The 26,540-nt window shown below is 71.3% G+C and carries 27 protein-coding genes; 18 read left to right on the forward strand and 9 right to left on the reverse strand.

Annotation, left to right across the window (positions count from 1 at the left end; translation table 11 throughout):
• The first annotated feature begins 171 nt into the window (after nt 1–171).
• Complete coding sequence (locus tag M8C13_RS33080; RefSeq protein ID WP_252484702.1) at nt 172–414, forward strand: response regulator transcription factor; 243 nt, start codon at nt 172–174, stop codon at nt 412–414.
• Here the strand turns inward: M8C13_RS33080 and M8C13_RS33085 are convergent.
• Genes M8C13_RS33085 through M8C13_RS33100 form a run of 4 tightly spaced genes read right to left on the reverse strand, consistent with a single transcriptional unit; the run spans nt 407 to nt 2,671 of the window.
• Nucleotides 407–1,171 (reverse strand): class I SAM-dependent methyltransferase, encoded by a 765-nt coding sequence (locus M8C13_RS33085; protein WP_252484703.1) that lies wholly within the window; start codon nt 1,169–1,171, stop codon nt 407–409. The two genes, M8C13_RS33080 and M8C13_RS33085, sit on opposite strands and share 8 nt — an antisense overlap.
• A gap of 19 nt (nt 1,172–1,190) precedes the next feature.
• Nucleotides 1,191–1,457, reverse strand: coding sequence for a hypothetical protein (locus tag M8C13_RS33090; RefSeq protein ID WP_252484704.1), 267 nt, complete (start codon nt 1,455–1,457; stop codon nt 1,191–1,193).
• A complete protein-coding gene (locus tag M8C13_RS33095; RefSeq protein ID WP_252484705.1) occupies nt 1,454–1,903 on the reverse strand; it encodes a cupin domain-containing protein in 450 nt (149 codons plus the stop codon). The genes M8C13_RS33090 and M8C13_RS33095 overlap by 4 nt, the downstream gene beginning before the upstream one ends.
• 9 nt (nt 1,904–1,912) lie before the next feature.
• Complete coding sequence (locus M8C13_RS33100) at nt 1,913–2,671, reverse strand: SDR family NAD(P)-dependent oxidoreductase (RefSeq protein ID WP_252484706.1); 759 nt, start codon at nt 2,669–2,671, stop codon at nt 1,913–1,915.
• A gap of 168 nt (nt 2,672–2,839) precedes the next feature.
• On the opposite strand from M8C13_RS33100, the gene M8C13_RS33105 reads away from it, so the two are divergent.
• The 7 genes from M8C13_RS33105 (at nt 2,840) to M8C13_RS33135 (ending at nt 8,402) form a co-directional block, all read left to right on the forward strand.
• Entirely contained in the window at nt 2,840–3,907 is a 1,068-nt protein-coding gene (locus tag M8C13_RS33105) for an NAD(P) transhydrogenase subunit alpha (protein WP_252484707.1), read from the forward strand.
• Nucleotides 3,904–4,194 carry an NAD(P) transhydrogenase subunit alpha gene (locus M8C13_RS33110; RefSeq protein ID WP_252484708.1) on the forward strand — a complete coding sequence of 97 codons (291 nt, stop codon included), beginning with the start codon at nt 3,904–3,906 and terminating at the stop codon, nt 4,192–4,194. The genes M8C13_RS33105 and M8C13_RS33110 overlap by 4 nt, the downstream gene beginning before the upstream one ends.
• Nucleotides 4,191–5,561 carry an NAD(P)(+) transhydrogenase (Re/Si-specific) subunit beta gene (locus M8C13_RS33115; protein ID WP_252484709.1) on the forward strand — a complete coding sequence of 457 codons (1,371 nt, stop codon included), beginning with the start codon at nt 4,191–4,193 and terminating at the stop codon, nt 5,559–5,561. The genes M8C13_RS33110 and M8C13_RS33115 overlap by 4 nt, the downstream gene beginning before the upstream one ends.
• Before the next feature lie 246 nt (nt 5,562–5,807).
• Nucleotides 5,808–6,620 carry a class I SAM-dependent methyltransferase gene (locus M8C13_RS33120; protein ID WP_252484710.1) on the forward strand — a complete coding sequence of 271 codons (813 nt, stop codon included), beginning with the start codon at nt 5,808–5,810 and terminating at the stop codon, nt 6,618–6,620.
• A 43-nt stretch (nt 6,621–6,663) separates the two neighbouring features.
• Nucleotides 6,664–6,999, forward strand: a complete 336-nt coding sequence (locus tag M8C13_RS33125) for a hypothetical protein (RefSeq protein ID WP_252484711.1) — start codon at nt 6,664–6,666, stop codon at nt 6,997–6,999.
• Between the two features lie 151 nt (nt 7,000–7,150).
• Nucleotides 7,151–8,098 (forward strand): DUF3048 domain-containing protein, encoded by a 948-nt coding sequence (locus M8C13_RS33130; protein WP_252484712.1) that lies wholly within the window; start codon nt 7,151–7,153, stop codon nt 8,096–8,098.
• Nucleotides 8,099–8,228: 130 nt separating this feature from the next.
• A complete protein-coding gene (locus tag M8C13_RS33135) occupies nt 8,229–8,402 on the forward strand; it encodes a hypothetical protein (RefSeq protein WP_252484713.1) in 174 nt (57 codons plus the stop codon).
• A 1-nt stretch (nt 8,403) separates the two neighbouring features.
• Here M8C13_RS33135 and M8C13_RS33140 read toward each other — a convergent pair whose 3' ends face one another.
• Nucleotides 8,404–9,801: a PLP-dependent aminotransferase family protein gene (locus M8C13_RS33140; protein ID WP_252484714.1), complete on the reverse strand. Its 1,398-nt coding sequence runs from the start codon at nt 9,799–9,801 to the stop codon at nt 8,404–8,406.
• On the opposite strand from M8C13_RS33140, the gene M8C13_RS33145 reads away from it, so the two are divergent.
• A complete protein-coding gene (locus M8C13_RS33145; RefSeq protein WP_252484715.1) occupies nt 9,800–10,753 on the forward strand; it encodes a DMT family transporter in 954 nt (317 codons plus the stop codon). The two genes, M8C13_RS33140 and M8C13_RS33145, sit on opposite strands and share 2 nt — an antisense overlap.
• A gap of 223 nt (nt 10,754–10,976) precedes the next feature.
• Here M8C13_RS33145 and M8C13_RS33150 read toward each other — a convergent pair whose 3' ends face one another.
• A complete protein-coding gene (locus tag M8C13_RS33150; protein ID WP_252484716.1) occupies nt 10,977–12,314 on the reverse strand; it encodes a PLP-dependent aminotransferase family protein in 1,338 nt (445 codons plus the stop codon).
• 60 nt (nt 12,315–12,374) lie between these two features.
• Here M8C13_RS33150 and M8C13_RS33155 point away from each other — a divergent pair, with 60 nt between their 5' ends.
• The 6 genes from M8C13_RS33155 to M8C13_RS33180 all read left to right on the forward strand — a co-directional run bounded on the left by M8C13_RS33155 (nt 12,375) and on the right by M8C13_RS33180 (nt 18,082).
• Nucleotides 12,375–13,001 (forward strand): DJ-1/PfpI family protein, encoded by a 627-nt coding sequence (locus M8C13_RS33155; protein WP_252484717.1) that lies wholly within the window; start codon nt 12,375–12,377, stop codon nt 12,999–13,001.
• 72 nt (nt 13,002–13,073) lie between these two features.
• Nucleotides 13,074–14,186 (forward strand): sensor histidine kinase, encoded by a 1,113-nt coding sequence (locus M8C13_RS33160; protein ID WP_252484718.1) that lies wholly within the window; start codon nt 13,074–13,076, stop codon nt 14,184–14,186.
• Complete coding sequence (locus M8C13_RS33165; protein WP_252484719.1) at nt 14,183–15,517, forward strand: hypothetical protein; 1,335 nt, start codon at nt 14,183–14,185, stop codon at nt 15,515–15,517. The genes M8C13_RS33160 and M8C13_RS33165 overlap by 4 nt, the downstream gene beginning before the upstream one ends.
• Nucleotides 15,499–16,158, forward strand: coding sequence for a response regulator transcription factor (locus M8C13_RS33170; protein ID WP_252484720.1), 660 nt, complete (start codon nt 15,499–15,501; stop codon nt 16,156–16,158). Before M8C13_RS33165 ends, M8C13_RS33170 begins: the two co-directional genes overlap by 19 nt.
• Complete coding sequence (locus M8C13_RS33175) at nt 16,155–16,562, forward strand: RidA family protein (RefSeq protein ID WP_252484721.1); 408 nt, start codon at nt 16,155–16,157, stop codon at nt 16,560–16,562. Before M8C13_RS33170 ends, M8C13_RS33175 begins: the two co-directional genes overlap by 4 nt.
• A gap of 53 nt (nt 16,563–16,615) precedes the next feature.
• On the forward strand, nt 16,616–18,082 hold the full coding sequence (locus M8C13_RS33180) for a SulP family inorganic anion transporter (RefSeq protein ID WP_252484722.1): 1,467 nt from the start codon (nt 16,616–16,618) through the stop codon (nt 18,080–18,082).
• A gap of 5 nt (nt 18,083–18,087) precedes the next feature.
• Here M8C13_RS33180 and M8C13_RS33185 read toward each other — a convergent pair whose 3' ends face one another.
• Nucleotides 18,088–18,534 carry a DUF6098 family protein gene (locus M8C13_RS33185; protein WP_252484723.1) on the reverse strand — a complete coding sequence of 149 codons (447 nt, stop codon included), beginning with the start codon at nt 18,532–18,534 and terminating at the stop codon, nt 18,088–18,090.
• Between the two features lie 43 nt (nt 18,535–18,577).
• Here M8C13_RS33185 and M8C13_RS33190 point away from each other — a divergent pair, with 43 nt between their 5' ends.
• Nucleotides 18,578–19,609, forward strand: a complete 1,032-nt coding sequence (locus M8C13_RS33190) for a PHP domain-containing protein (protein ID WP_252484724.1) — start codon at nt 18,578–18,580, stop codon at nt 19,607–19,609.
• Here the strand turns inward: M8C13_RS33190 and M8C13_RS33195 are convergent.
• Nucleotides 19,606–19,773: a hypothetical protein gene (locus M8C13_RS33195; protein WP_252484725.1), complete on the reverse strand. Its 168-nt coding sequence runs from the start codon at nt 19,771–19,773 to the stop codon at nt 19,606–19,608. The genes M8C13_RS33190 and M8C13_RS33195 overlap by 4 nt on opposite strands.
• Before the next feature lie 88 nt (nt 19,774–19,861).
• On the opposite strand from M8C13_RS33195, the gene M8C13_RS33200 reads away from it, so the two are divergent.
• On the forward strand, nt 19,862–21,385 hold the full coding sequence (locus M8C13_RS33200; RefSeq protein WP_252484726.1) for a CYTH and CHAD domain-containing protein: 1,524 nt from the start codon (nt 19,862–19,864) through the stop codon (nt 21,383–21,385).
• Between the two features lie 478 nt (nt 21,386–21,863).
• Entirely contained in the window at nt 21,864–22,595 is a 732-nt protein-coding gene (locus tag M8C13_RS33205) for a GNAT family N-acetyltransferase (protein WP_252484727.1), read from the forward strand.
• Here the strand turns inward: M8C13_RS33205 and hrpA are convergent.
• Nucleotides 22,588–26,484, reverse strand: a complete 3,897-nt coding sequence (gene hrpA, locus M8C13_RS33210) for an ATP-dependent RNA helicase HrpA (RefSeq protein WP_252484728.1) — start codon at nt 26,482–26,484, stop codon at nt 22,588–22,590. The genes M8C13_RS33205 and hrpA overlap by 8 nt on opposite strands.
• Nucleotides 26,485–26,540 lie beyond the last annotated feature (56 nt).

Here is a 26,540-nt window from a genome sequence, read left to right on the forward strand (position 1 = left end):
CGGCAAGATCGCAACAAGCCCGGAAGCCGACGCTGCCGATCTTGGACAGCCGGTGCCAGACTGGCCGTGCTAGCAGGGGCTGAGCTGCGGCGGACGCGGGTGTCGGCCGTTGGCCCCAGGCGAGACCAGGGGGCGGTGTGCGCGCCCCCGCGGTGTGAGGAGGCCCTGAAGATGATGTTGCAGACGAGTCAGGTCCAGCGTCCGGCTGAGCTGCCCGAGGACCTGCTCGATCCCCAGGCGCGTGCTCTGCTGTCCCTGATGTGCTCCGGCTGCACGGACGAGTCGATCGCCCGCCAACTGGGCATCAGCCCCCGTACCGTGCTGCGGCGGATCCGGACCCTGATGGACCGGGCCGGGTGCATGACCCGGTTCCAGCTGGGTTGTCACGCCGAACGCAGGGGCTGGCTCAACTGAGCGGTTTCCGCGCCTCGATCAGAAAACGGGTGGTGTGCGCCAGGAATGAGCCCTCGGATTCGATCCGCTCGTGCAGTCGCCGGAGGTCCGGCAGGTATTCGGCGACCGTGAACCCGGGCACCATCCAAATCACTTTGCGCAGGAAGTAGACCACCGCACCGATGTCGTGGAAGACGGTGCGCAACGACTCCATCCGGAGATCGAGCACCTCCAGCCCGGCAGCCTCGGCCGCCGCGCGCGCCGCCTCCGGATGCCGCCCGTTGCGCACCTCTTCCGGCTGCGGCCCGAGGAAGAACTCCACCAGCTCGAACACGCTGGCCGGCCCCACCTGCTGGGAGAAGTAGGTGCCGCCGGGCGCCAGCACCCTGGCGATCTCGGCCCACCACACGGTCACCGGATGACGGCTGACCACCAGGTCGAAAGTGTTGTCCGGAAACGGAAGCGGCGGCTCGTCGGCATCCAGCAGCACCTGCGCGCCCCTGGGTTCCAGCAGCGCGCGCGCCTTGGCCAGGTTCGGTTCCCAGGACTCGGTGGCGAAGGTCCGCTCAGCGAGCTGCGGCACGCCGGCCAGCACCTCGCCGCCGCCGGTCTGGATGTCCAGCGCGACCTTGGCCGCGGCCATCCGTTCGCCCATGGACCGCTGGTAGCCCCACGAGGGCCGCTGCTCGGTGGCGCGGCCGTCCAGCCAGGAGAAGTCCCAGCCGTCGACGGAGACCGCCTCGGCCTCGGCCACCAGTTCCTCGAAGCTCCTGCCCATGCGGGCATGGTGGCACCGGTTACGGCTTGGGGCGACCGGATAACCGCCAGGCGTCGAAGGCCTCGATGCCGCTGATCCCGTGGTCCAGCACGGCCCGGTAGACCTCGAAGCTCGGCTCCTGCCACGGCCAGAGGTCCAGGTCCCGCCGGACCATCAGCCCCAGCGCGGCACTGCCCACCACGGTTGGTTCTCCGGCTGTCGCCAGCCGCTCGGTCAACCCCAGCTCGGCGAGCACCGCCTCGGCTTCGGCCCGGACTTCTCCTTGCCGTGCCAGCGAATCCGTCATTTCGGCGACAGCCTGCGGATCTCCTCGGCGTGGTCCGGATAGGACAGTGCCAGCTCGTCCCCGGCCGGGAAGTCCACCACGTCGTCGGTGTACGGCGGGGCCATGAACGTGCCCAGCAGCGACCACTCGCCCACCGGCTCACTGGCCTGCCAGGTGCCAGCGGGCACCACCACCTGCGGCCGTTGCCCGGCCGCCAGGTCCAGCCCCAGCACCGGCCGCTGCACCCGCCCGTCCGGGTGCAGCAACAGCATCCGCGCGGGCGAACCGGCGTGGTAGCTGAACACCTCGGGGTGGGCCAGGCGGTGCAGGGCGGAGAAGTTGCCGCCGGTCATCAGGTAATAGATGCCGGTGCCCTGCTCGGTGCGCCAGGTCTGCGCCCAGAAACCGCCCTCCACGGGCAGGGGCTGGAGGCCGAGCTCGGCGATGATCTGTTCCGGTGTGAGCACGGGATTCCCTTACCAGTTCGGGTGGGTGGACATACCGCCGTCGACCACCAGGTTCTGCCCGGTGATCCAGGAGGCCAGCGGCGAGGCCAGGAACACGCAGGCGTTGCCCACGTCCTCGGGCTGACCGAGGCGGCCAAGGGGAGCGGCGCGCTGCCAGCGTTCGACGCCTTCCGGCCACTGGGTTTCCAGGCCCTCGCGGTGCAGCAGGCCGGGGCTGACTGCGTTGACCCGGATGCCCAGCGGGCCGTACTCCAGCGCGGCGGTGCGGGTGTGCATGAGCAGGGCGGCCTTGGCGGTGCTGTAGTGCGCGTGGCCGAAGGCCGGCTGGCTGCCCTCGATCGAGGCGATGTTGACCACCGAGCCGCCGGGGTCCATCCGGCGGACGGCGGTGCTGGTGGTGAGGAAGACCGCGTCCAGGTTGGTGTCCAACACCTCGCGCCACTGGTCGAAGGTCATCTCCGGCAGTGGCTGCACCGGTTGCACGGCGGCGTTGTTCACCAGGGTGTCCAGCCGGCCGAAGTGGTCCACTGTGGACTCGATAAGGTGCCGGACCTGGTCGGGGGAGAGCAGGTCGGCGGGCAGGGCCAGCGCGTTCGTGCCGCGGTCCTGGAGCTCGGCGACCAGGGCGTGCGCCTGGGTGACGCTGGTGCGGTAGTGCACGGCCACGGCGGCGCCCGCCTCGGCGAAGCGGCGGGCCAGGCCGTGGCCGAGGCCGCCGGCCGCGCCGGTGATCAGGGTGACGGTGCCGGAGAGGTCGGGGAGGGTCACCCGTTGACCGTATCGGCTACCGCCGTCCGAGTGGTTCGCCCCCGGTGCGGATGATCTCCGGTGGGCGCGGAAGCCGCAGAACAGCGGGGTTCCAGCCGCCGATGGGGGTCAATACGGTGAAACGGGAAATGTGGTCCAGATCACCGTACGTCCGTTACGGTTGGCGTTGTGAAGGTCGGAGTACCCGCGGAGTCGCGGGCCGGCGAACGCAGGGTTGCCTGTCTGCCAGGGACGGTTCCCCTGCTCACCGGCGCGGGACTCACCGTGCTCGTGCAGTCCGGCGCCGGTCACCACGCCTGCGCATCCGACGATGACTACCGCGCCGCCGGGGCCCAGCTCACCGAGGACCTCGGCGCGGCCGACCTGCTGGTCGGCGTGCAGCCACCCGACCCGGCCGTGGTGCGGGCCGGTACCACCGTGGTCAGCCTGTTCGTGCCGCCCGAGGACGCGCTGACCGCGTTGCGGGACAAGGGGATCACCGCCTACAGCCTGGCGCTGCTGCCCCGGATCACCAGGGCCCAGGGCATGGACGCGCTGTCCTCCCAGGCGCTGGTCGCCGGGTACCGGGCGGTGCTGCTGGCCGCGGAACGGCTGCCGCGCTTCCTGCCCATGTTCACCACCGCCGCGGGCACCATCGCCCCGGCCAAGGTGCTGGTGCTGGGGGCCGGAGTGGCCGGCCTGCAAGCGATCGCGACCGCGCGGCGGCTGGGCGCGGTGGTCTCCGCCTACGACGTGCGGGCCGCGGCCGCGGAGGAGGTGCGCAGCCTGGGCGCGCGGTTCCTGGAACTGGAGCTGGGCAGCCAGGAGGGCGCGGGCGGGTACGCCGCCGCCCAGTCCGAGGACTTCCTGACCCGCCAACGGGAACTGCTCACCACCCAGGTGGCCGCCGCGGACGTGGTGATCACCACCGCCGCGGTGCCCGGCAAGCAGGCCCCGGTGCTGGTGACCGCGGACATGGTGGCCGGCATGGCCCCCGGCTCGGTGCTGGTGGACCTGGCCGCGGAGTCCGGCGGCAACTGCGAGCTTTCCGTTGCCGGGCAAGAGATCCGGCACGGCGAGGTGACCGTGCTCGGCGCGCTCAACCTGCCCAGCGGCATGCCCGCGCACGCCAGCGCGCTCTACGCCCGCAACATGGCCAACTTCGTGCGGCACCTCACCGTGGACGGCGAGCTGCGCGCCGACCCGCTGGCCGATGAGATCCTGGCAAGCTGTTGCGTCACAAAGGAGGCGACGTGACCAGCGAGATCAGTCTGCTGACCATCTTCCTGCTCTCGGTCTTCCTCGGGTTCGAGGTGGTGTCCAAAGTGGCCACCATCCTGCACACCCCGCTGATGTCCGGCGCCAACGCCATCCACGGCGTCATCCTGGTCGGCGCGATCCTGGTGGCGGGCAAGGCGGAGAGCACCGTGGAGCTGGTGCTGGCGCTGCTCGCGGTGGTCTTCGCCACGGTCAACGTGGTCGGCGGGTTTGTCGCCACCGACCGGATGCTGAGCATGTTCGGCGGCAAGGAGCGCAGGCGATGAGCCAGGACCTGGTGCACCTCGTCTACCTGCTCGCCGCGCTGTGCTTCATCCTGGCGCTCAAGGGTTTGAGCACCCCCAAGCACGCCCGCGCGGCCAACCTGGTCGGCGCGCTGGGCATGCTGTTCGCGGTGCTGGTCGCCTTCTTCGACGGCCGGATCGGCAACGTGGGCTGGATCCTGGCCGCGATCGCCCTCGGCGTCGTCGTCGGCGTGCCCGCGGCCCGCGCGGTGAAGATGACCGCGATCCCGCAGATGGTCGCGCTGTTCAACGGCGTCGGCGGCGCGGCGGCGGCCCTGGTCGCGCTCACCGAGTTCCTGGCCACCCCGGGCAGCACCGGCATGCGCGCGGCCACCGTGTTCGGCGTGCTGGTCGGCAGTGTCAGCTTCTCCGGCAGCCTGCTCACCTTCCTCAAGCTCCAGGAGCTGATGACCACCCGCCCGGTGACCCTCCCTTATGGACGGTCGGCCGCGATCGGCGTTTCCGTGCTGTGCCTGGGTTTGGCGGTGGCCGTGCTGCCCACCGCATCCACCGGGCTGGTGATCGGGCTGACCGTGGCCGGGCTGCTGCTCGGCGTGCTGTTCGTGCTGCCGGTCGGCGGCGCGGACGTGCCGATCGCGATCTCCCTGCTCAACGCCTTCACCGGCCTGGCGGTGGCCGCCTCCGGCTACGTGCTGGGCAACACCCTGCTGATCGTGGCCGGCACCCTGGTCGGCGCCTCCGGCACCCTGCTCACCCGGCTGATGGCCAAGGCCATGGGCCGCTCGCTGACCAACATCCTCTTCGGCGCCTTCACCGCCACCGCGGCCGGCGGCGGTGGCCCGGCGGAGTCCCGCACGGTGCGCGCGGGCACCCCGGAGGACATCGCCATCCAGCTCGGCTACGCCCGCACCGTGGTGGTGGTGCCCGGCTACGGTCTCGCGGTCGCCCAGGCCCAGCACGTGGTCCGCGAGCTGGCCGACCTGCTGGCCGCGCGCGGGGTGGAGGTCGCCTACGGCATCCACCCGGTGGCCGGCCGGATGCCCGGCCACATGAACGTGCTGCTCGCCGAGGCCGATGTGCCCTATGCGCAGCTCAAGGAGATGGAGGAGGTCAACCCGCGGCTGGCCAGCACCGACGTGGCCCTGGTGATCGGCGCGAACGACGTGGTCAACCCGGCGGCCAGGGACCAGCCGGACAGCCCGATCTACGGCATGCCGATCCTGGACGTGGACAAGGCCGAGTCGGTGGTCTTCCTCAAGCGCTCCATGCGGCCGGGGTTCGCCGGGATCGAGAACGAGCTGCTGTTCAACCCGCGCACCACCCTGCTCTTCGGCGACGCCAAGGACTCACTCGCCAGCCTGGTCACCGCAGTGAAACAACTGGCCTAGTGCCCCGAGTCGGAAGTTCGCCAGCGGTCTCGACGGCCCAGCTTCCCGCTGACCGCACCGCCGGAAAGCCCACGTACAACCCGGTACGAGGACTTCCCTGCGGCACGCCCAGCGGAAACCTGGACCGCCGATACCGCCACCGAACTTCCGACTCGGGACACTAGCGTTGCGCCTTTCCGGTGACACGGCGCGCGAGTTCCCCGCCTTGACGATCACGGTGGCGCGGCTGCCGTATCTTCTTCGATCATGATGGTTGCCGCGCGCGAGGCGTCGCTGGGACCGATCCACCTGGGACGCTTGACCGTCGACGCGGGCCGGGTCCCGGATGGCCGGACCAGCTACCAGGTGCTCAGCGATGTCGTCGCCGGTCAGCGCCGGGTGCTGGACTTAGGTTGCGGCGACGGCCACCTGCTCGACCTGCTGGCGCACGCGCACCCCAGGCGGTTGGCCGGCACCGAGCCGGTCGCGGAGCCGCTTTCCGTTGCCCGCCAACGGCCCGCGCTCGCCGGTGCGGCCCTCGCGGTGGCCTGCCCGAGCGCGCTGCCGTTCCCGGACGACAGCTTCGACGCCTGCGTCTCGCACCTCGCCCTGGCCCAGCTGAGCGACCTGGACCGGGTGGCGGCCGAACTGGCCAGGGTGCTCGCGCCCGAGGGCGTGCTGGCCGTGGTGCTGCCCGGCGGGGCCGTGCCCGGCACCGCCTACGAGGTGTTCAACGACCTCACCCGTTCGGTGCTGGAGGAGGTCCCGGTGGACCGCCGCCAGCCCGAGCTGGGCGACCGCCGCGCCCGGCACCGGGCCGGTCTGGAGCAGGTGCTCGGCGGCGCCGGGTTCGGGCAGGTGGACTGGCGCACCATCCGGCTGGACCTCACCGGCGGACTGGACCAGGTGTGGGCGCGGATGGTCGAGATCTACGACCTCGGCCCGCTGGACCCGGCCGCGCTGGCCACCCTGCGCCGCTGTTTCGACAGCACCGTCACCGTATTGCCGGACGGCCGGGTGCCGTGCGCGATGAACCTGCACCTGGCCGTGGCCTTCGCACCCGGCGGTTTCACAGCGTGAACAAGAGGGTACGCTGCGCAAGCAAGCGGAATCGAGGTGAACGATGACGGCAGGGCAAGAGGCGGCGCAGGACGATCCGGAGCTGGTCGTGCTGGCCGCGCTGCGCGAGGCAGGCTGGATATTCCGGCCCTGGGTCGAGGCAGGGCAGACCCTCGGCCTGGCCGGTTCGTTCACCGACCGCGACTTCACCGACGCGGTGTTCATCGCCGACCGCGACGACGCCCGCGCGGTCCGCCTGCTCGCCGACCAGCCCGGCGCCAAGGGCGGCGTGGTCTGGGACTGCTCGGGCAGCCTGCGCGAGGTGGTGGCCGAGCTGATGGCCCTGCCCGCCCCGCACACCCGGCTCGCGCCGCGGCTGGTCATCGCCAAGTGGCCGTAAGACCACCGGCCTGGCCGGGGAGCCGACGGTGGCGGACTCCACCACCCTGCTGCTGGCGCGGCTGGACGAGGAAGCGCTCACCTGAAAGTGCGGTCGCTGGCACCCCCCGAACTCGCTAACCTCACTGCACTGGCCCCGCCGGGAGGTTGCCGTGCGCCCACTGACCATCCCGCTCCTGTCGCTCCTGCTGCTGAGCGCCTGCTCGACCCCAGCCCCGCCGCCCAGCAGCCCGTCCATCTCGGCGGCCGAAGCCCCTTCGCCGCTGACCGGACTACCCACCGCGGCCGGTCAGCCGGTGCTCGCGGTCAAGGTCGACAACGTCTCGCCCGCGCGTCCGCAGACCGGGCTCACCCAGGCCGACCTGCTCTACCTGGAACCGGTTGAGGGCGGACTGACCCGGTTCGTCGCGGTGTTCAGCTCGCGGCTGCCCGCCTCGGTCGGGCCGGTGCGCAGCGCCCGGGAGTCGGATCTCGAGCTGCTGCAACAGTTCCAGCGTCCCGCGCTGGCCTACTCCGGCTCCGCGCCCGAGCTCGCGCCGCGGATCGGCGCCGCCCCGCTGGTGCCGGTGCCGCCGGACAAGGCCCGGGACGCCTACACCCACGACTCCCGCCGCGCCGCCCCGCACAACACCTACGCCAGCCCGGAGAAGCTGCTGGCCGCCGCGCCCGGCGCGGGTGCGGTGCGCGACATCGGTTTCCGCTTCGGTACGGCCCCCGAGGGCGGCGCGGAGACCACCCAGCACGTGGTGCGCTACCCGGCGGCGGTGGTGTCGCTGGACTACAACCCGCAGGAGCAGCGCTGGCGGGTCGGCATGGACGGCGCGCCACTGGCCGCGGCCGAGGGCGGCGCGCTCAGCGTGGGCACCGTGGTGGTGCAGAAGGTCGTGGTGCGCGACTCGCCGTTCCGGGACAGCAAGGGCACCAGCCCGTTCGCCCAGACCGTCGGCTCCGGTGAGGCCACCGTGCTGCGGGACGGGCGGTCCTATCAGGGCCGGTGGTCACGGCCCGCTGCCGACAACGGGACCACGTTCACCCAACCGGGCGGTCAGCCGCTCACCTTCGCTACTGGACCACTCCTCGTGTTGCTTGTACCAGCATGAATGCTGTGACGCAGCACCTATAAGGCCGATCGGGCGATGACTTGCCGGTAACTCCGCACCGGCAGGTAGATCTGTTGTCCGGCAAGGGAAGTCGGGCGCGGCCGGTGGAGGATGAGGTAGTGAGGTCGTGATGTACCAGAGCGTGGTCCAGCAGGACGCGGTGGCCACCCGCGAAGACATGTTGGCAGCGGCCAAGAAGGTGGTGGAGTTGTTCGTCCCGGACACCATCGCCGAGATGCTGGACGAGATCCAGCGCCGTCCCCAGTCGCCGGTCATCCCCCAGCAGGCGAGGGCACGGGACTGAGTCACAAGCTCGCGAACGCCGCGGCCAGCCGCCGCACCCCCTCCCCGAGCACCTCGGGGGCGGCCGCGCCGAAGGTCAGCCGGAGATGCGGAGCCGGTGGTTCCGCGGCGTACCAAGGTCGTCCGGGAAACACGACGACGCCGTGCGCCGCGGCCGCGGTGGTCAGCGCGAGATCATCCACCCCGTCGGGCAGCCGGGCCCACACGTGCAGCCCGCCGCGGGGCAGCACGGCCAGGGTCAGCTCGGGCAGGTGCGTGGCCAGCGCGGTGACCAGGGTGTCCCGGCGCGCCAGTAGTTCGGCGCGCAGGGTGCGCTGGTGCCGCGCCCAGGCCGGGGAGGCCACGAACTCCAGCGCGGCCTCCTGCAGCGGCCCGGAGACGAAGAAGTCGTCGGCCACCCTGGCGGTGCGGATCCGCGCGCCCGCCGCGCCGCGCGCGCCGATCGCGGCCACCCGCAGGCCGGGCGCGCCCGCCTTGGTCAGCGATCGCAGGTGCACCACGTGGCCGTGGAGGTCCTCGGCGACCAGCGGCAGCGGCTGCTCGCCCTCGATCACCAGGTCCCGCGCCCAGTCGTCCTCCAGGATGAACGCCCTGGCCGCGCGGGCCGCGGCCAGCACCTCGGCCCGCCGGTGCGGGGCCAGCACCGCGCCGTGCGGGTTGGCGTAGGCGGGCTGGCAGTAGAACAGCCGGGCCCCGGTGCGCTCGAAGGTGGCGGCCAGCAGGTCGGGGCGCACGCCGTCGGCGTCCACCGGCACGCCCACCACGCGCAGGCCGAAGGCGCGCGCGGCCGCGATCACGCCCAGGTAGGTCGGCGCCTCCACCAGCACGGTGTCGCCCGGCACGCACAGCGCGCGCAACGCGGTGCCCAGCGCGGACTGCCCGCCGGGGCAGACCACCATGTCCCCGGCCCGCAACGCCCCACCGGTCTGGCGGGCGAACCAGGACCGCAGCTCCAGCCTGCCCTCCACGGTGCCGCGCTCCCAGGCCGAGGGCCGCCGGGCCGCCCTGGCCAGCGCCGCGCCGAGCGCGCTCACCGGTTGCAGCGCGGCCTCCAGGTAGCCGGCCGAGAGCGGGATCAGCTCGGGACGCGGCATGGCCAGCAGCTCGGGCAGCGCCTCTTCACCGGCCCTGCGCTCGCCGAGGGCCACCGCCTGCCAGGACAGGTCGGCCACCTCGGTAACGCCGGTGGCGCGCGGGGCGACAAAGCTGCCCTTGCCCGGCCGCACCTCCACCAGGCCCTCGCTGGCCAGCCGGCGGATCGCCCGCTGCGCGGTGACCGGCGAGATCCGGTGCCTGGCCATGAGATCCCGCACCGAGGGCAGCTGAGAGCCGACCGCGGCGGAGGTGACGTGCGCCCGCAGCTCTTGGATAACGCGGCGGGCGGCGTTATCGTCATTCATGAGGGACAAGAGTAACGTAATCGCCCAGAACCGGATAACGGGCGGCTTCCTGCTCGGCGCGCTGGGCGTGCTCAGCTTCAGCCTGTCGCTGCCGCTGACCCGCCTCGCGGTGGCCGAGCTGAACCCCTGGTTCGTCGCCTTCGGCCGGGCCGCGGTGGCCGGGGTGCTCTCCCTCGGCTACCTGTGGCTGACCGGCTGGGGACGGCTGAACCGGCGGCAGCTCGGGCGGCTGCTGCTGGTCGCCCTGGGCGTGATCATCGGCTTCCCGCTGTTCACCTCGCTGGCGCTGACCGTGCAGACCGCCTCGCACGGCGCGGTGGTGATCGCGGTGCTGCCCGCGGCCACCGCGGTGTGGGCGGTGCTGCGCGCGGGGGAGCGGCCCAGCGGCCGGTTCTGGCTCTCCAGCGGCGCCGGCCTGCTCGCGGTGCTGGTGTTCCTGGGCACCGCGGGCGGGCTCAGCGGGAGCTTCGAGTTCGCCGACCTGTTGCTGCTGGCCGCGGTGGTGCTGTGCGGCCTGGGTTACGCCGAGGGCGGCGCGCTGGCCCGCGACCTCGGCGGCGCGCGCACCATCTGCTGGGCGCTGGTCATCTCGCTGCCGCTGACCGTGCCGCTCACCGTGGTCTCCGCGCTGCCCATCGCACCGGCCGCGGTGAGCTGGCAGGCGTGGGCGAGCTTCGGCTACGTGAGCCTGGTGTCGATGTTCCTCGGCTTCTTCGCCTGGTACGCCGGACTCGCCCGCGGCGGGGTGGCCAAGGTCGGCCAGGTGCAGCTGGCCCAGCCGGTGTTCACGCTGAGCTGGGCGGCGCTGCTGCTCGGCGAGGAGATCGGGTTGTACACCGCGCTGATGGCGGTGGTCGTGCTGGCCTGTGTGGTGCTCACGCAGCGGAGTCGGACGGTTGCTCCTTCCGTGCGGGTCGATCGACCGTCACCACAGGTGGCCCGCCGGTCCTAGGGTTGTTCCTGGCGGGTGGGGGGCGAAGAGGCAACTGGGGGTTTTCTTCGCCGAGGCCGCCGAGCCGGCGCGTTGGTCCGGGCGGGACCGACGCGACGCTGCGGCGGCGGTGGCCGCGTGCGCCTCCCGTGGGCACACGCGGCACCATCCCGCCGCACACCCGGACGAGGAACGTGATCTCGATTAGCCGTAGTCGCTTGCCCAGGGCAAGGATCGGGCCAGGTCAGCGGAGCGCGTCCGCCTCGACCACCTGCCGGAGCGTGTGCAGGGTCCGGCGCAGCTCGGCGGGTTCGACCGAACCCAGCGCCAGCCGGAGTGCTTGCGGCACAACGGTAGTGGCCGCGAACTGCTCCGCGGTGGATACCGAGATGTGGTGCCGGGCAAGGGAAGCCGCGATGCGGTCCGCCCGCGCGCTCTCGACCAGCGGCAGCCAGAGGAAGTAGGAGGCCGGGTGGCCGAGCACGGTGAGCCCGGCCAGGGCTTCGCGGGCGATGGCCTGCCGGGCCTTGGCGTCCGCGCGTTTCTCGGCTTCGAGGCGGTCCACGGTGCCCTCGGCCAGCCAGCGGCAGGCGAGCTCGGTGGTCAACGGGGGCGTGTGCCAGGTGGTGGCCCGGACCGCCCGCTCGATCGCGGCCACCCGCTCCGGCGGTGCGGCGAGGAAGCCGACCCGCAGGCCGGTGGCCACGCTCTTGGACAGGCTGGAGACGTAGACCGTGCGCTCCGGGGCCAGCGCGGCCAGCGGCGGCGGGCAGTCCTGCGCGAGGTAGGCGTAGGCGGCGTCCTCGATGATCAGCAGGTCGTGGCGGCGGGCGAGCGCGACCAGGCGGTCGCGGGTGGTGCGGGAGAGCACCCAGCCGAGCGGGTTGTGCAGGGTCGGCATGGTGTAGATCGCGCGGACCGGGCGCTGGGCGCAGAGCTGTTGCAGCGCACCAAGATCCGGCCCGGAGCGGGTGACCGGCACGGCCGCGAGCTCCAGGCCGAGCGTCTGCGCGAGCACCCGGAAACCCGGGTAGGTCAGCGCGTCCACCGCGACCACGTCGCCGTGCTGGAGCGCGGCCATCGCGGTCACCGCCAGCCCGTGCTGAGCGCCGCTGACCAGCAGCACCCGGTCCGCGGGCACCCGCAGGCCGCGGCGGCGCAGGTGTCCGGCGACCGCGGCCCGGTCCTTGGCCCGGCCGCCATGGGGCTGGTAGTGCAGGTAGGAGTCGAGCTCGCCCGCGGTGGCCAGCTCGCGCAGGCCCTGGCGCAGCAGGTCGGCCTGGCCGGGCACCGAGGGGTAGTTGAACCTGAGGTCCACCGCGTCGGCGGCCACCGACTGCTCGTCGACGCCCTGACCCGGCCGCGGCGCCAGGTCGCGGACGAAGGTGCCCCGGCCCTGCTCGCCGCTGACCAGTCCCATCGCCGCCAGCTCGGCGTAGACCCTGGAGGCGGTCACCAGCGCGATGCCCTCGCGGGCGGCCAGCTCGCGGTGGGTGGGCAGCCGGGTGCCCACCGGCCGGCGCCCCGACCGGATGTCCGCGGCCAGCGCGTCCACCAGGCGCTTGTACCGGGGGATCCGCATGGCTGATTGTATGCATGACAATTTTTCGACTGTCCTGGATCGGCTGCCTAGGCTCGCGCCATGCACATCGCGATCCTGACCTTCGAGGGCTACAACGAGCTGGACTCGCTCATCGCGCTCGGCCTGCTCAACCGGGTCAAGCAGCCGGAGCTGCGGGTGACGATCGCCAGCCCCGCGCCTACGGTCCGCTCGATGAACGGCGTGGTGATCGAGTCGATGGCCACCCTGGAGGAGGCCTGCGCCGCGGACGCGGTGATCGTCGGCAGCGGGTCGCGCACCCGCGAGGTGGTCGAGGATCCCGCGATCATGGACGTGCTGCGCGGGCTCGACCCGGCCCGCCAGCTGCTGGCCGCGCAGTGCTCGGGCACGCTGGTGCTGGCCAGGCTCGGACTGCTCAACGGCGTCCCGGCCTGCACCGACCGCACGAGCAAGCCGTGGGTGGTGGCCGCCGGGGTCGAGGTGCTGAACCAGCCCTTCTACGCCAGGGACAACGTGGCCACCGCCGGCGGCTGCCTCGCCTCGCACTACCTGGCCACCTGGATCATCGCCAGGCTGGCCGGACCTGAGGCCGCGGAGGAGGCGCTTGCCTATGTGGTGCCAGTCGGGGAGAAGGAGGAGTACATCGGCAGGGCCATGCGCAACGTGCGCCCGTACCTACGGTCCGAACAGGCTCTTGCACTGGGCTGATCGTGAAGTCGGCCTCACTCCCAGCGACTATCGGCGGACCCAGCTAGCCAACACGAGCTAGTCTCTCCAGCCATGGACCCGGAGTGGGCGATCGAACGCGAGTTCCGTCGCTCAGCCCTCCGGTATTCCTTGCTTGTACGCACAGTCGTGCTGGCCTGCGCCGGACTGCTCGCGCCCCTCTCCGGCGCGGAGAACCTCTCGGTCACCATCGCCGCCGTGCTGGCGGTCAACCTGTGGAACCTGGTGCTGTGGTGGGCCGACGGACGCTGGGTGCTGCCCGTCGACCTGGCCGTGCTGACCGCGTTGTGCCTGCTCCAGGGCGAGATCGAGCCGGCGGCCGCGCTCGATGACGGGACCAGCTGGGTGCTGGTCATGGTCTCGGTGGTCGCGGTCAGCTGGCAGTGGCGGATCCCGCCCGCGCCCGGCGCGCTGGTCGTGGTGGTGCTGGTGCTGTTCGTGGCCTACTCCGGCGGCGTCGCGCTGGTGGCCGAGTGGGACACCGGAATCCCCTACGGCCTTTGGCTGTTCGTCGAGGCCGGGCTCGCGCGACTGCTGTTCGTGCTGGTCTGCCGCGGCGCCAGGGCAGCCGACACCGCCACCGCCCTGGCCGCGGAAGCCGCCCGCGCGGCCGAGGTCGAAGCCGCCAGGAACCGGGAACACCGCGAGTACCTGGCCACCCTGCACGACACCGGCGCGGCCACCCTGCTGATGGTCGGCATGGGCGTGGCCACCAAACCCGAACCCTGGCTCGCCGAACAAGCGGCCAGAGACGTCGCCGCCCTGGCCACCCGCCCCGAACCCGACCACGACCCGGTCCACCTCGCCACGGCCCTGACCCGCGCCGCCGAGGCCGCACCCGTGGCGGTGGACCTGCGGTTCGAGTACCAGCCGGTGGTCACCGCGGACGTGGCCGACGCCCTGGCGCGCGGCGTGGCCGAGGCACTGCGCAACGTGCACCGGCACGCCGGGGTGGACCGGGCGTCGCTGGTGGTGTCCGGGGACGGAGCCCGGGTGGTGGTGGAGGTGCGGGACGAGGGAGCCGGGTTCGCGGTGGAGGCGGTGTCGGCGCAGCGGCGGGGGCTGACCGGGTCGGTGGTGGCGCGGATGGACCGGGTCGGCGGGCGGGGGAGTGTGCGGTCGGCGCCGGGGGAGGGGACGACGGTGCGGTTGGAGTGGCCCGGATGAGGCGGGGGGCGTGGGGTGGGTGGCTGGCGCGGGTGCGGCGGGGTTGGGCTTGGCGGGATGGCGGGGCTGGCACTGCCGTAGGCCGGATCGGCGACCAGGCTGGTACTGCCGCACGCCAGACCGGCGACCAAGCCGGTGCTGCCGCAGCGCGAACCACCGGCGAGACCGGCACCGAACCAGCGCGGACCACCGGTCAGCCAACCCCCGCCGCGCCCCGGACCAGCGCCGAGACAGACATCCTCGCCGCCCGCAGCCCCGGGTGGACCGCCGCCGCCTACCTGCGCGGCCTCCGGCTGGCCACCGTCCTGATCACCTTCGCCGGGCTGCTCGGCCTCGCCCTGCCGGTGATCATCGCGCACGCCGAGGTCTACCGGTCCCTGGCCATGGAGCTGGTCGCCTTCGGCATCCTGTTCGCGGTCGCGGTCTTCTGCGCGGTCCGGGCCGATCCGGGGCGCTGGCGCTGGCCGTTGCTCGTCCTGGTCTTCGCCTCCGCCCTGCTCGCGCTGACCGGGGTGCCGCCGGAACTGGTGGTGAGCCGGGCCGAATGGTCCTTCATGTTGCTCGGCTGGTTCGGGATACTGTTGTTGCTGGACAAGGGGATTGGCGCGTTGCTGATCTTCCTCGGGGTGCATGCGGCGGTCAACCTCGGCCAGCTCGTCCTGGTGGGGCAGGCGAACCGGGCGGCGCTGGTGGGGCTGTTGATCGCCGGGGTGACCGTGTTCGGTTACCAGGTGGCGGTGGGGTTCGCGGCGGTGATGTTGCACCGGATCGCGGCGAAGGCGGCGGTGGCGGCGCGGGCGGAACAGCAGCGGCGGACGGCGACGGCGATCGCGGCGGAGTTGCAGCGGGACCACCAGGAACGGTATGCCGCGTTGTCGCGGACCGCGTTGCCGTTGCTGGTGGACCTGGCCGCGGGGCGGGCCGATCCCGGGGATGAGCTGGTGCGGCGGCGGGCGGCGGTGGAGGCGGCGCGGATGCGGCGGTTGTTCGCGGAGGGGGACGAGGTGGCGGATCCGTTGTTGCACGAGCTGGCCGCTTGCATCGACACCGCGCAGCGGCAGGGGGTGACGGTGCAGCTCGCGGTGCGCGGGCAGCGGCCACCGCTGGCGCTGGCGGTGCGGCGGGCGCTGACCGAACCGGCGCTGGCCACCCTGGTCGCCGCGGCCAGCACGGCGAGGGTGACCGTGGTCGGTTCCGCTAACGCCGTTACGGTAAGCGTGGTCGCCGACGCTCCGGAACCACCGGTGGTGCGGGCCGATGGCGTTGAGGTGACGAACCTGGTGAACGCGGATCGGGTGTGGGTGGAAGCCAAGTGGCGAGCGCAGAACTGATCACCGCGGTGGTGGTGGACGACCACCCCGCGATCGTGGCCGGTGTCCAGGCCTGGTGCAGGCTTGCCGATCCGCCGATCGAGGTGCTGGCCACCGGGCCCACCGTCGCCGAGGCCTGGACCGAGCCCGGCGCCAGCGCCGACGTGGTGGTGCTGGACCTGCACCTGGGCAACACCACCCAGCCCGGCTACGGCGACCTGACCAGGCTGGTCGACGCCGGGCGGCAGGTGATCGTCTACACCATGCGCGATGACGCGGAGACCGCGCTGACCTGCGTGGACATCGGCGCCTTCGCCTACCTGACCAAGGCCGAGGGCCAGACGCACCTGGTGGCGGCCATCCGCGCCGCGGCGAACAACCTGCCGTACACGCCCCCGGCGCTGGCCGGTGCGATCGGCACCGACACCAGGGGCAACCGGCCCCGGCTCGCACCGCGCGAGCAGGACGTGCTGGTGGAGTGGTTCACCTGTGAGTCCAAGGAGATGGTGGCGCAGAAGCTCGGGCTGTCCGCGCGTACCGTGAACACCTACATCGACCGGGTGCGGATCAAGTACGCCAACGTCGGCCGGGCCGCCCCGACCAAGGCCGCGCTGGTGGCCCGCGCCATCCAGGACGGCCTGGTTGCCTTGGAGGACCTGTGATCCAGCGTTGGAGCCCGGCGGTGGTCGGCCCGCCGGTCGGCCAGTACAGCCACCTGGCCACCGCGCCCGCCGGGCACGAGCTGCTGTTCGTCGCCGGCCAGATCGGGGCCCGGCCGGACGGCAGCATGCCTGCCGACGCGGAGTCCCAGTCCCGCCTGGCGCACGAGAACCTGGCCGCGCTGCTCGCCGAGGCCGGCGGCGGTCCCGAGCACCTGCTGAAGCTGTTCACCATGGTCGCAGGCACCGAGCACCTGCCTGCGGTGCGCGCCGGGCGGACCGGGCTGTTCGAGCAGTGGTTCCCGGCCAAGGACTGGCCCGCGCACTCGCTGATCGTGGTGGCCGGGCTGGCCGCCCCGCACATCCTGATCGAGGTGGAAGCGGTGGCTGCGATCCCCCGGGGGTGACCGGGGCCACTGGATTCGATCATTCACCGCGCCGCGAGCTAGGTTCTGCTCTCGTGGCCTCGTCCCGTTTCGCCCGTCCCGCCTGGCTCAACCCCAAGGTCCTGCGCACCGAGGTGCTCGCCGGGCTGGTGGTCGCGCTCGCGCTGATCCCGGAGGCGATCTCCTTCTCGGTGATCGCCGGGGTCGACCCGAGCCTGGGCCTGTTCGCCTCCTTCACCATGGCGGTGACCATCGCCGTCTTCGGCGGCCGCCCGGCGATGATCTCCGCGGCGACCGGGGCGATCGCGCTGGTGGTGGCGCCGGTGGTGCGCGAGCACGGGGTGAGCTACCTGATCGCCACGGTGATCCTGGGCGGGCTGGTGCAGATCGCGCTCGGCGCGCTCGGGGTGGCCAAGCTGATGCGGTTCGTGCCGCGTTCGGTGATGGTCGGCTTCGTCAACGCGCTGGCCATCCTGATCTTCCTGGCCCAGCTGCCCGAGCTGTACGGGGTGCCGTGGGCGGTGTACCCGCTCTTCGCCGCCGGGGTGGCGGTCATGGTGTTCTTCCCCCGGCTGACCAAGGTGGTGCCCGCGCCGCTGGTGGCGATCATCGCGCTGACCGCGATCACGGTGGCCGCCGGCATCGCGGTGCCGACCGTCGGCGACCGCGGCAAGCTGCCCAGCAGCCTGCCGGTGCCCGGCCTGCCGGACGTGCCGTTCACCCTGGACACGCTCAAGATCATCGCGCCCTACGCGGTGGCGCTCGCGCTGGTCGGGCTGATGGAGTCGCTGATGACCGCGAAGCTGGTCGACGAGCTGACCGACACCCGCTCGGACAAGACCCGCGAGTCGATCGGCCAGGGCATCGCCAACGTGGTCACCGGCCTGTTCGGCGGCATGGGCGGCTGCGCGATGATCGGCCAGACGATGATCAACGTGAAGAACGGCGCGCGCACCCGGCTGTCCACCTTCCTAGCCGGGGCCTTCCTGATGGTGCTGTGCATCGTGTTCGGGCCGCTGGTCTCCCAGATCCCGATGGCCGCGCTGGTCGCGGTGATGGTGCTGGTCGCCGTCGGCACCTTCGACTGGCACTCGGTCGCGCCCAGGACCCTCAAGCGGATGCCGGCCGGCGAGATCGGCGTCATGGCGGTCACCGTGGCGCTGGTGGTGGCCACTGACAACCTGGCCATCGGCGTCATCGCGGGCACCATCACCGCCATGGTCATCTTCGCCCGCCGGGTCGCCCACCTGGTCACCCTGGACGCCGTCCGCGAGGAGGACCGGGTGGTCTACACGGTCAACGGCGAGCTGTTCTTCGCCTCCAGCAACGACCTGGTCGGCCAGTTCGACTACCCGAACGACCCGGACCAGGTGGTCATCGACCTGAGCCGGGCGCACATCTGGGACGCCTCCACGGTGGCCGCGCTGGACGCGGTGACCGCCAAGTACGCCGAGCGCGGCAAGACGGTGGAGATCATTGGCCTGAACCAGCACAGCGCGGCCATGCACGGCAGGCTCACCGGGGAACTGACCAGCCACTAGCCCGGCTACCGGCTGCCGCCGCGGTCCAGCGGGCCCCAGTCGGCGCGGTACTCGGTGACCGTGCGCTCGGCCTCGGTCAGCACCTCCTCGGCGATCCAGGCCACCGCCCGGTCGCACCGCACCAGCGGCTCGTTGTCCGGCCCCCGGCCCACCTCAGCCCCCTGGAACAGCCAGGGCCGCACCTGCGGACCACGCCGTTCGCGCAGGTGGCGGTAGTCGTAGAGCCGGCGGGCCACCCACACCGTCAGCGGCCGGTCCGCCCACCACCGCTCCACCGCCAGTGGGTTGGCGGACAGGCCGGGCAGCTCCACCCCGGTCAGCTCGTCCTTGCTGACCGACCCCTGATCGGTGTCCGGTCCCTTCGACCAGCGCAGGTAGAGGTCCTCCGGGTGTTCGTCGACGACCTTGGCCAGCTCGTCCAGGCTGGTCAGCGTAGGTAGCTCCGCCTCCATGGCCAGAGGAGTTGCCCGGGATCAAGCGGGGTATTCCTGGCTGGTGGATCCCGTTCGGGCGTTGCGCCAGATCGCCTTCCACCTGGAGCGGGCCGCCGAGCCGACCTACCGGGTGCGGGCGTTCCGCCGCGCCGCGTCCACCGTCGAGCCGCTCACCGAGCAGGAGCTGCGGGAGCGGGCCGAGCGCGGCACGCTCACCGACCTGCCCGGCATCGGCAAGGCCACCGCCGCCGTCATCACCGAGGTCCTCGCCGGTCAGCAGCCCCGCTACCTCACCTCGCTGCTGGACACCGCGCCCACCCGCACCGGCGGCGAGGAGCTGCGCCGGGCCCTGCGCGGGGACTGCCACACCCACTCCGACTGGTCGGATGGCGGCAGTCCGATCCTGGAGATGGCCGAGGCCGCCCGCGAGCTGGGCCACGAGTGGATCGCCCTCACCGACCACTCACCCCGCCTCCGGGTCGCCAACGGCCTCTCCGCCGACCGCCTGCGCGCCCAGCTCAAGTTGGTCCGGCAGCTCAACGAGCGGCTGGCCCCGTTCCGCATCCTCACCGGCATCGAGGTCGACATCCTCGACGACGGCAGCCTGGACCAGGACCCCGCCCTGCTCGCCGAACTGGACCTGGTCGTGGGCAGCGTGCACTCCAAGCTCCGCATGCCGGCCGCGGAGATGACCGAACGCCTGTGCGCCGCGGTGGCCAACCCGCACCTGGACGTCCTCGGCCACTGCACCGGCCGCCTGGTCACCGGCAAGGGCCGCCCGGAGTCCCAGTTCGACCCGGAACGCGTCTTCACCGCCTGCCGCGACCACCAGGTGGCCGTAGAGATCAACTCTCGCCCGGAGCGCCTGGATCCGCCCCGCAGGCTGCTCCGCCTGGCCGTCGAGCTGGGCTGCGAGTTCGCCATCGACTCCGACGCGCACGCCCCCGGCCAGCTCGACTGGCTCAGCTACGGCTGCGCCCGGGCCCAGGAATGCGGAGTGGACGCGGACCGAGTGATCAACACCCGCACGGCGGCGCAGCTCATCCGCCGCGGCAAGGCCCGCGCCCCCTCCCGTGTACGTGCCCGTACCTAGACCTCTTCCTCATCCAGTGGGACCGATCGGTGCTGGTCTGCCACATCGGCGGGATCGGCCTCCAGTGGCCGCACGTCGATGAGCACGTCCTCTTCCTCCGGCATCACCTCGGTCCTCTGTTCCAACGCGTCGGCCTCGGGGACTTCGTCGGCTGGGCGGTTCATCGCACACCTCCTCCCCAGGGCCGTTCCCGATCACCGCGAACCACAAACACCAGGTGCTGAACGGCCGGATCTCGGGTAAGCATGCAAGATGGCGACCGAAACGCGGGAGATCGAACGCAAGTACGAGGCGACGGAACCACTGGTCCTGCCCGACCTGGACGGCCTGCCCGGCGTCGCCGCCCTGCTGGGCCCCGACGAGCTGGCCCTGGACGCCACCTACTTCGACACCGCCGACCGCCGCCTGCTCGCCGAGGGCATCACCCTGCGCCGCCGCACCGGCGGTGACGACGCCGGCTGGCACCTCAAGCTGCCCCTCGGCCCGGACACCCGCGAGGAGATCCGCCTGCCACTGGGCCGCAACCGCAAGGTCCCCGCCCCCCTGGCCACACTCGTCCGCGCGCACACCAGGGGTAACGACCTCGCCCCCATCGGCCGCCTGCGCACCACCCGCCGCCGCTGGCACCTGGTCGACACCGAGGGCACGGTGCTGGCCGAGGTGGTCATCGACGACGTCAGCGCCCAGACCATGGGCGAGTCCGCCACCCTGGACACCTGGCAGGAGGCCGAAGTGGAGCTGGTCAACGGCGACCTGGCCCTACTGTCCACAGTGGACGAACGCTTCACCGCAGCGGGAGCCCACCGCAGCACCTCCAAGTCAAAGATCGGCCGCCTGCTGGGCACCCCGCCCCGCCCGGTCTTCGCGCACACCCCACCCCGCCCCCTGACCAAGAAGTCCTCCGCCATCACCGTCGTCCTGGCCTACCTCCGCGCCCACGCCGCCGCCCTGGTGGCAGGCGACATCCTCATCCGCCGCGACAAGCCGGACGCCATCCACCAGATGCGAGTGGCCACCCGCCGCCTGCGCAGCACCCTGCGCGCCTACGGCAAGGTCATCGACAAGGAGCAGACCGGCCGCCTGTCCGACGAGCTCAAATGGCTGGGCGCGGTCCTGGGCGAGGCAAGAGACCTGGAAGTCCTGCACGAGCGCTTCACCCAGCACATCCAAGACACCCCGGACGAGCTCGTCCTCGGCCCGGTCCAGGCCAGGGTCGACGGCCACTACCGCCAGGAGTTCGCCGCCGCCCGCAAGAAGGTCCTCGCCGAACTGGACGGCCAGCGCTACCTGGACCTGCTGTGCCTGCTGGAGTTCGTCCTCTCCGAGCCCCCGCCCACCCGCCTGGCCACCCACCCCGCGAAGGACGTCCTGCCCCAGCAGGTCCGCCGCGCCTACCGCAAGCTGGACCGAGCGATGACAGAGGCGGCGACCAAGGATGGCCCGGAACAAGAACTGGCCCTGCACGAAGCCCGCAAAGCAGCCAAACGAGCCCGCTACGCCGCCGAAGCGCTGGAACCGGTGTTCGGCAAGAACGCCACCCGCTTCCGCAAGCGAATGAAGAGCATCCAAACCCTCCTGGGCCACCACCAGGACGCCGTAGTAAGCCGCCAAGCCCTCCGCGACCTGGGTATCCAAGCCCACCTGGCGACGGAGAACGGCTTCACCTACGGCCTGTTCCTGGGCCGCGACGAAGCAAAGGCGGCACAAGCCCGCACCGAACTCCCAGCGCTCTGGCGCAAGGCTTCGGCGAAGAAGCATCGAAAGTGGCTCCGCTAGTAGCGGCCGGACAGGAAATCGATGCCGGTCCGCTAGGCGTACCAGGTGGCGAAACCGGGTGGGGCCTGGCGGTCGGGAAGCATTGACCGGCAGCACAGACCGGATCAGCGGCCCGCAAGGCGGCGGACCGGGCATTTGGTTCCAGCCGGTCCAGGACGCAAAGACCGTGAAGAACCGCCTGTTATGTACCAGGAAGGAATCGACCACTACGCGATAGCGATGAAGGACCCCGAAGAGAACGAGTTCGACATCAACTGACCGCGACCGCCCAACAAGCAGAAGCAAACGCCCGCCAGCGGCAATAACGCTCTATGCGAGCGGTTGATTTTGTGATTTTGTTTGGGGGGAGGCCATCCCATAAGCTACCCCAGCGATTGGGCAGGCCTCACCGCCTGCCCCGAAAGCCCAATCAGGGATGGCCTAGGGGCCCCAAACCAAATCACAAAATCAACCGCACAACGCGGCTAACCTAAGAGCCATGCACCTGGCAACCCTGGCCAACCGCCCAGACCTCCGAGCAGCCCACGCGGCAATGGACTCCGCCTGGCCAGAGTTCATGCGGCACTCCCCGGTCTCCGCCCTCCTGGACACCGCGATCGACCGCTTCCCCGAGTACCAGCTCATGCTGCTCGAACAAGAAACCCTCATCGGCTACGGCCACAGCGTCCCCTTCACCTGGGACGGCAACCCCGAAACCCTGCCAGACCAAGGCTGGGACGCCATCATTGGCGACGCGTTGGCCGACGCCGACGAGCAACGCCAGCCCACCGCCGCCACCCTGCTGGAAATCGTGGTGGTCCCGGAGCGCCAAGGCGAAGGCCTGTCCACCCGCCTCGCCACCGCCCTGCGCGACCACGCCGCCCAAGCCGGCCTCACCGATCTCGTGGCCCCGCTCCGCCCCAGCCACAAACACCTGGAACCCCACACCCCCATGCCGGACTACGTCGCCCGCCGCCGCCCGGACGGCCTCCCCGAGGACCCCTGGCTGCGCGTGCACGTCCGCCTGGGCGCGCAGATCCTGCACACCTGCCCGGCTTCCATGGCCATCGCCGGTTCCCTGGCCCAATGGCGCGAATGGACCGGCCTGCCCTTCGACCGTGACGGCACCGTCGAGGTGCCGGGCGCGCTCGCCCCCGTGCTGGTCTCCACCGCTCAGGACCACGCCGTCTACGTGGAACCGAACGTCTGGATCCGGCACCGGCTCAGCTAGTCAGCAACTCGTCCATCGCGCGATAGATCCGCTTGTCCGAAACCGGATAAGCCGTCCCCAGGGACTGCGCGAAATACGAAACCCGCAGCTCCTCAATCATCCACCGAATCTTGGCCAACCCAGCCGCAGCCTGCGGCACCTCGCGCCGAAGCTCCAGATACGCCTGATGCACCTGCGAAACCTGAGCCTGCAACTCCGCATCCCGCCGAGGATTCTCCCCAACCTTCTCCAGCCGATGCTTGGCCGCCCGCAGATACCGCGGCAGATGCACCACCCGGGACCACCCAGTAGCAGTCACAAACCCCTTGTACACCAACGCATCCACCTGCTTCCGCACATCCGCGGCAGCATCCAGCGAAGCCTTGGTCTCCAACACGGCAGACACCTCATGCCAAGCCATCAGCGTCGCCTCAACGTGCCCCACCACCTCGAACACCGCCAGCTGCAACCCGCCCCGAACCCCATCCCGGAGCTTGTCGAACCCAGCCGCGTCCCAAGCAGGCCCGCCCCCAGCCGCGATCAGCTTGTCCGCCGCCGCATTGATGCAGTCCACCAGCAGATCAGCCACCCCGCCATGCGGATTCCGGCTCAACGTCAGCTTCGCCTGGTTGCTCAGTCCCCGCTGCAACTGCTTCACCGGCGAGGGCACCGTCAGCAGCAACAACCGCCGCGTCCCGCGCCACATCGCCCGCCGCTGCTCGGCCGCGCTGTCCAGCATCCGGACCGCCACGCTGTCCGTCTCATCGATCAACGCCGGATAAGCGGTGACCGTGAACCCGTTCTGCTCCTGCGAAAAAGTCTTCGGCAGCGTCCCGATGGTCCAGTCCCGCAACCCGGTCCGCTCCAGCTCGTTGCCCGCCTTGGACAACGTCTTGCGCACCTGGGCCGTGAGCTTCCGCTTCAGCGCCGCCAGGTCCTTGCCCTCGGCCAGCACCTTCTCGTTCTCATCGACCACCCGATACGTGGTCTTCAGGTGGTCCGGCACCTGGTCCAGCTGCCAGGCCTCCCGGGGCACCTCGATCTGGGTGAGCTCGTGCAGCACGTCTTCCACCGCGTCCAGCACGTGGCCGTCCTCGACCGAGAGCCGGCTCAGCAGCGCCTCGGCCACATCGGGCACCGGCACGAAGTTGCGGCGCAGGTTCTTCGGCAGCGACTTCAGCAGCGAGACCACGATCTCCTTGCGCAGCCCGGGAATGTGCCAGGCGAAGCCGTCGCCGTCGACCTGGTTGAGCACGCCGACCGGGATGTGCGCGGTGACCCCGTCGTCCCGCCTGCCCGGCTCGAACCGGTAGGTCAGCGGCAGCGTCACCCCGCCCTGCCGCCAGTCATCGGGGTAGTCGGCCTCGGTGATCGACCCGGCGGTGGCGTTGATCAGCGCCTGCTTGTCGAAGGTCAGCAGGTCGGGAGTTTCCCTGCGGGTCTTCTTCCACCAGCTGTCGAAGTGCCGCCCGGAGACGACCTCCTTGCCGATCCGCTCGTCGTAGAAGGCGAACAGCGTCTCGTCGTCGACCAGGATGTCCCGCCGCCGCGCCCGGTCCTCCAGCGCCTCGACCTCGCCGAGCAGCGCCCGGTTGGCGTGGAAGAACTTGTGCGTGGTCTCCCAGTCGCCCTCGACCAGCGCGTGCCGGATGAACAGCTCCCGGCTCAGCTCCGGGTCGATCCGGCCGTAGTTGACCTTGCGGTTGACCACCAGCGGGATCCCGTACAGGGTCACCCGCTCGATGGCCATCACCGCGCCCTGCTTCTTCTCCCAGTGCGGCTCGCTGTGCGTGCGCTTGACCAGGTGCCCGGCCAGCGGCTCGACCCACTCCGGCTCGATCCGGGCGGCGATCCGGCCCCACAGCCGCGAGGTCTCCACCAGCTCGGCCGCCATCACCCAGCGCGGTGGCTTCTTGAACAGCGCGGAGCCGGGGAAGATGGCGAAGCGGGCACTGCGCGCGCCCAGGTACTCCTTCTTCCGCTCCTCCTGCAGACCGATGTGCGACAACAGGCCGGACAGCAGCGCGGTGTGGATCTGCTGCTCCGGCGCGGGATTGCTGTTCGGGGTGATGCCGAGCTGCTTGACCACCTGGCGCAGCTGGCTGTGGATGTCCTGCCACTCCCGCACCCGCAGGTAGTTCAGGTACTCCGCCTTGCACAGCTTGCGGAACCGGTTGCTGGAGAGCTCCTGCTGCTGCTCCCGCAGGTACTCCCACAGCTTCAGGTAGGCGAGGAAGTCGGAGTTCGGATCGGCGAAGCGGGCGTGTTTGCTGTCCGCGTCCTGTTGCTTGTCCGCCGGCCGCTCGCGCGGGTCCTGAATGGACAGTGCGGCGGTGATCACCAGCACCTCGCGCACACAGCCCAGCTCGTCGGCGGCCAGCACCATCCTGGCCAGCCTGGGATCCACCGGCAGCTGGGAGAGCTTGCGCCCCAACGGGGTCAGCCGCTTCTTCGGATCGCTCTGCTCAGGGTCGAGCGCGCCCAGCTCCTGCAACAGCTGCACGCCGGCGGTGATGTTGCGGGCATCCGGCGGGTCGATGAACGGGAACGCGGCCAGGTCGCCCAGACCCAGCGAGGTCATCTGCAGGATGACCGAGGCCAGGTTGGTGCGCAGGATCTCCGGATCGGTGAACTCCGGCCTGGCCTCGAAGTCCTCCTCGCTGTAGAGCCGGATGCAGATGCCCTCCGACACCCGGCCGCAGCGGCCCTTGCGCTGGTTGGCCGAGGCCTGGGAGACCGGTTCGATCGGCAGCCGCTGCACCTTGGTGCGGTGGGAGTACCGGGAGATCCGCGCGGTGCCGGGGTCGATCACGTACTTGATGCCGGGCACGGTCAGCGAGGTCTCGGCCACGTTGGTGGCCAGCACGATCCGCCGTCCGGTGTGCGCCTGGAACACCCGGTGCTGCTCGGCCGCGGACAGCCGCGCGTACAGCGGCACCACCTCGGTGTTGCGCAGCTCCCGTTTCTCCAGCGCGTCCGCGGTGTCCCTGATCTCCCGCTCGCCGCTGAGGAAGACCAGGATGTCGCCAGGCCCCTCCAGCAGCAGCTCGTCCACCGCGTCGGAGATCGCGGTGACCTGGTCCCGGTCGGTGTCCTCGGTCTCGCTGTCCGGGTCGATGATCGGCCGGTAGCGGACCTCCACCGGGTAGGTGCGGCCGGAGACCTCGATGATCGGGGCGTCGCCGAAGTGCCGGGAGAACCGCTCGGGGTCGATGGTCGCGGAGGTGATGATCACCTTGAGGTCGGGGCGGCGGGGCAGCAGCTGGGCCAGGTAACCGAGCAGGAAGTCCACGTTGAGGCTGCGCTCGTGCGCCTCGTCGATGATCAGCGTGTCGTAGCGGGACAGCGTCCGGTCGTTCTGGATCTCGGCCAGCAGGATGCCGTCGGTCATCAGCTTGACCAGGGTGTCCGTGCTGGACTGGTCGGTGAAGCGGACCTGGTAGCCGACGGTCTCGCCGAGCGAGGTGCCCAGCTCCTCGGCGATCCGCTCGGCCACCGTGCGCGCGGCCAGCCGTCGGGGCTGGGTGTGCCCGATCAGCCCCTGCACGCCCCGGCCCAGCTCCAGGCAGATCTTGGGCAGCTGGGTGGTCTTGCCGGAGCCGGTCTCGCCCGCGACGATCACCACCTGGTGGTCGCGGACCGCGGCCAGGATCTCGTCCTTGCGCTGGCTGACCGGCAGCTGCGCCGGGTAGGTGATCTTGGGCCGGGAGTTGCGCCGGTTCTCCAGCCGGAGCTCCGCCGCGGCGACCTCGCCGGCGATCTCCGCGGTGACCGCGGCGCGCTTCCCGGCGTCCCGCAGCTTGCGGGCCCCCTCGATACGACGGCGCAACCGACGCTGATCACGCAGCATCAGCTCGGCGAGACGGTGGTGGAGTTCGGTGAGCGAGGGGCTCACAAGCGGCGTACCCATACTGCGGACCAGTTTAAGTGCCCGGCAAACGGTTTTCCCCGCTCACCCCGCGCACG

This window comes from Crossiella sp. SN42 (assembly GCF_023897065.1).
Lineage (GTDB): Bacteria > Actinomycetota > Actinomycetes > Mycobacteriales > Pseudonocardiaceae > Crossiella.

Bases quoted from the DNA above. Each gene is read 5' to 3' on its own strand.
- M8C13_RS33160 (WP_252484718.1), top strand. From the start codon at position 13,074: ATGGACCCGGAGTGGGCGATCGAACGCGAGTTCCGTCGCTCAGCCCTC.
- M8C13_RS33165 (WP_252484719.1), top strand. From the start codon at position 14,183: ATGAGGCGGGGGGCGTGGGGTGGGTGGCTGGCGCGGGTGCGGCGGGGT.
- M8C13_RS33205 (WP_252484727.1), top strand. From the start codon at position 21,864: ATGCACCTGGCAACCCTGGCCAACCGCCCAGACCTCCGAGCAGCCCAC.
- M8C13_RS33080 (WP_252484702.1), top strand. From the start codon at position 172: ATGATGTTGCAGACGAGTCAGGTCCAGCGTCCGGCTGAGCTGCCCGAG.
- M8C13_RS33150 (WP_252484716.1), bottom strand. From the start codon at position 12,314: ATGCGGATCCCCCGGTACAAGCGCCTGGTGGACGCGCTGGCCGCGGAC.
- M8C13_RS33155 (WP_252484717.1), top strand. From the start codon at position 12,375: ATGCACATCGCGATCCTGACCTTCGAGGGCTACAACGAGCTGGACTCG.
- M8C13_RS33195 (WP_252484725.1), bottom strand. From the start codon at position 19,773: ATGAACCGCCCAGCCGACGAAGTCCCCGAGGCCGACGCGTTGGAACAG.
- M8C13_RS33125 (WP_252484711.1), top strand. From the start codon at position 6,664: ATGACGGCAGGGCAAGAGGCGGCGCAGGACGATCCGGAGCTGGTCGTG.
- M8C13_RS33135 (WP_252484713.1), top strand. From the start codon at position 8,229: ATGTACCAGAGCGTGGTCCAGCAGGACGCGGTGGCCACCCGCGAAGAC.
- M8C13_RS33115 (WP_252484709.1), top strand. From the start codon at position 4,191: ATGAGCCAGGACCTGGTGCACCTCGTCTACCTGCTCGCCGCGCTGTGC.
- M8C13_RS33200 (WP_252484726.1), top strand. From the start codon at position 19,862: ATGGCGACCGAAACGCGGGAGATCGAACGCAAGTACGAGGCGACGGAA.
- M8C13_RS33120 (WP_252484710.1), top strand. From the start codon at position 5,808: ATGATGGTTGCCGCGCGCGAGGCGTCGCTGGGACCGATCCACCTGGGA.
- M8C13_RS33145 (WP_252484715.1), top strand. From the start codon at position 9,800: ATGAGGGACAAGAGTAACGTAATCGCCCAGAACCGGATAACGGGCGGC.
- M8C13_RS33085 (WP_252484703.1), bottom strand. From the start codon at position 1,171: ATGGGCAGGAGCTTCGAGGAACTGGTGGCCGAGGCCGAGGCGGTCTCC.
- M8C13_RS33140 (WP_252484714.1), bottom strand. From the start codon at position 9,801: ATGAATGACGATAACGCCGCCCGCCGCGTTATCCAAGAGCTGCGGGCG.
- M8C13_RS33185 (WP_252484723.1), bottom strand. From the start codon at position 18,534: ATGGAGGCGGAGCTACCTACGCTGACCAGCCTGGACGAGCTGGCCAAG.
- hrpA (WP_252484728.1), bottom strand. From the start codon at position 26,484: ATGGGTACGCCGCTTGTGAGCCCCTCGCTCACCGAACTCCACCACCGT.
- M8C13_RS33090 (WP_252484704.1), bottom strand. From the start codon at position 1,457: ATGACGGATTCGCTGGCACGGCAAGGAGAAGTCCGGGCCGAAGCCGAG.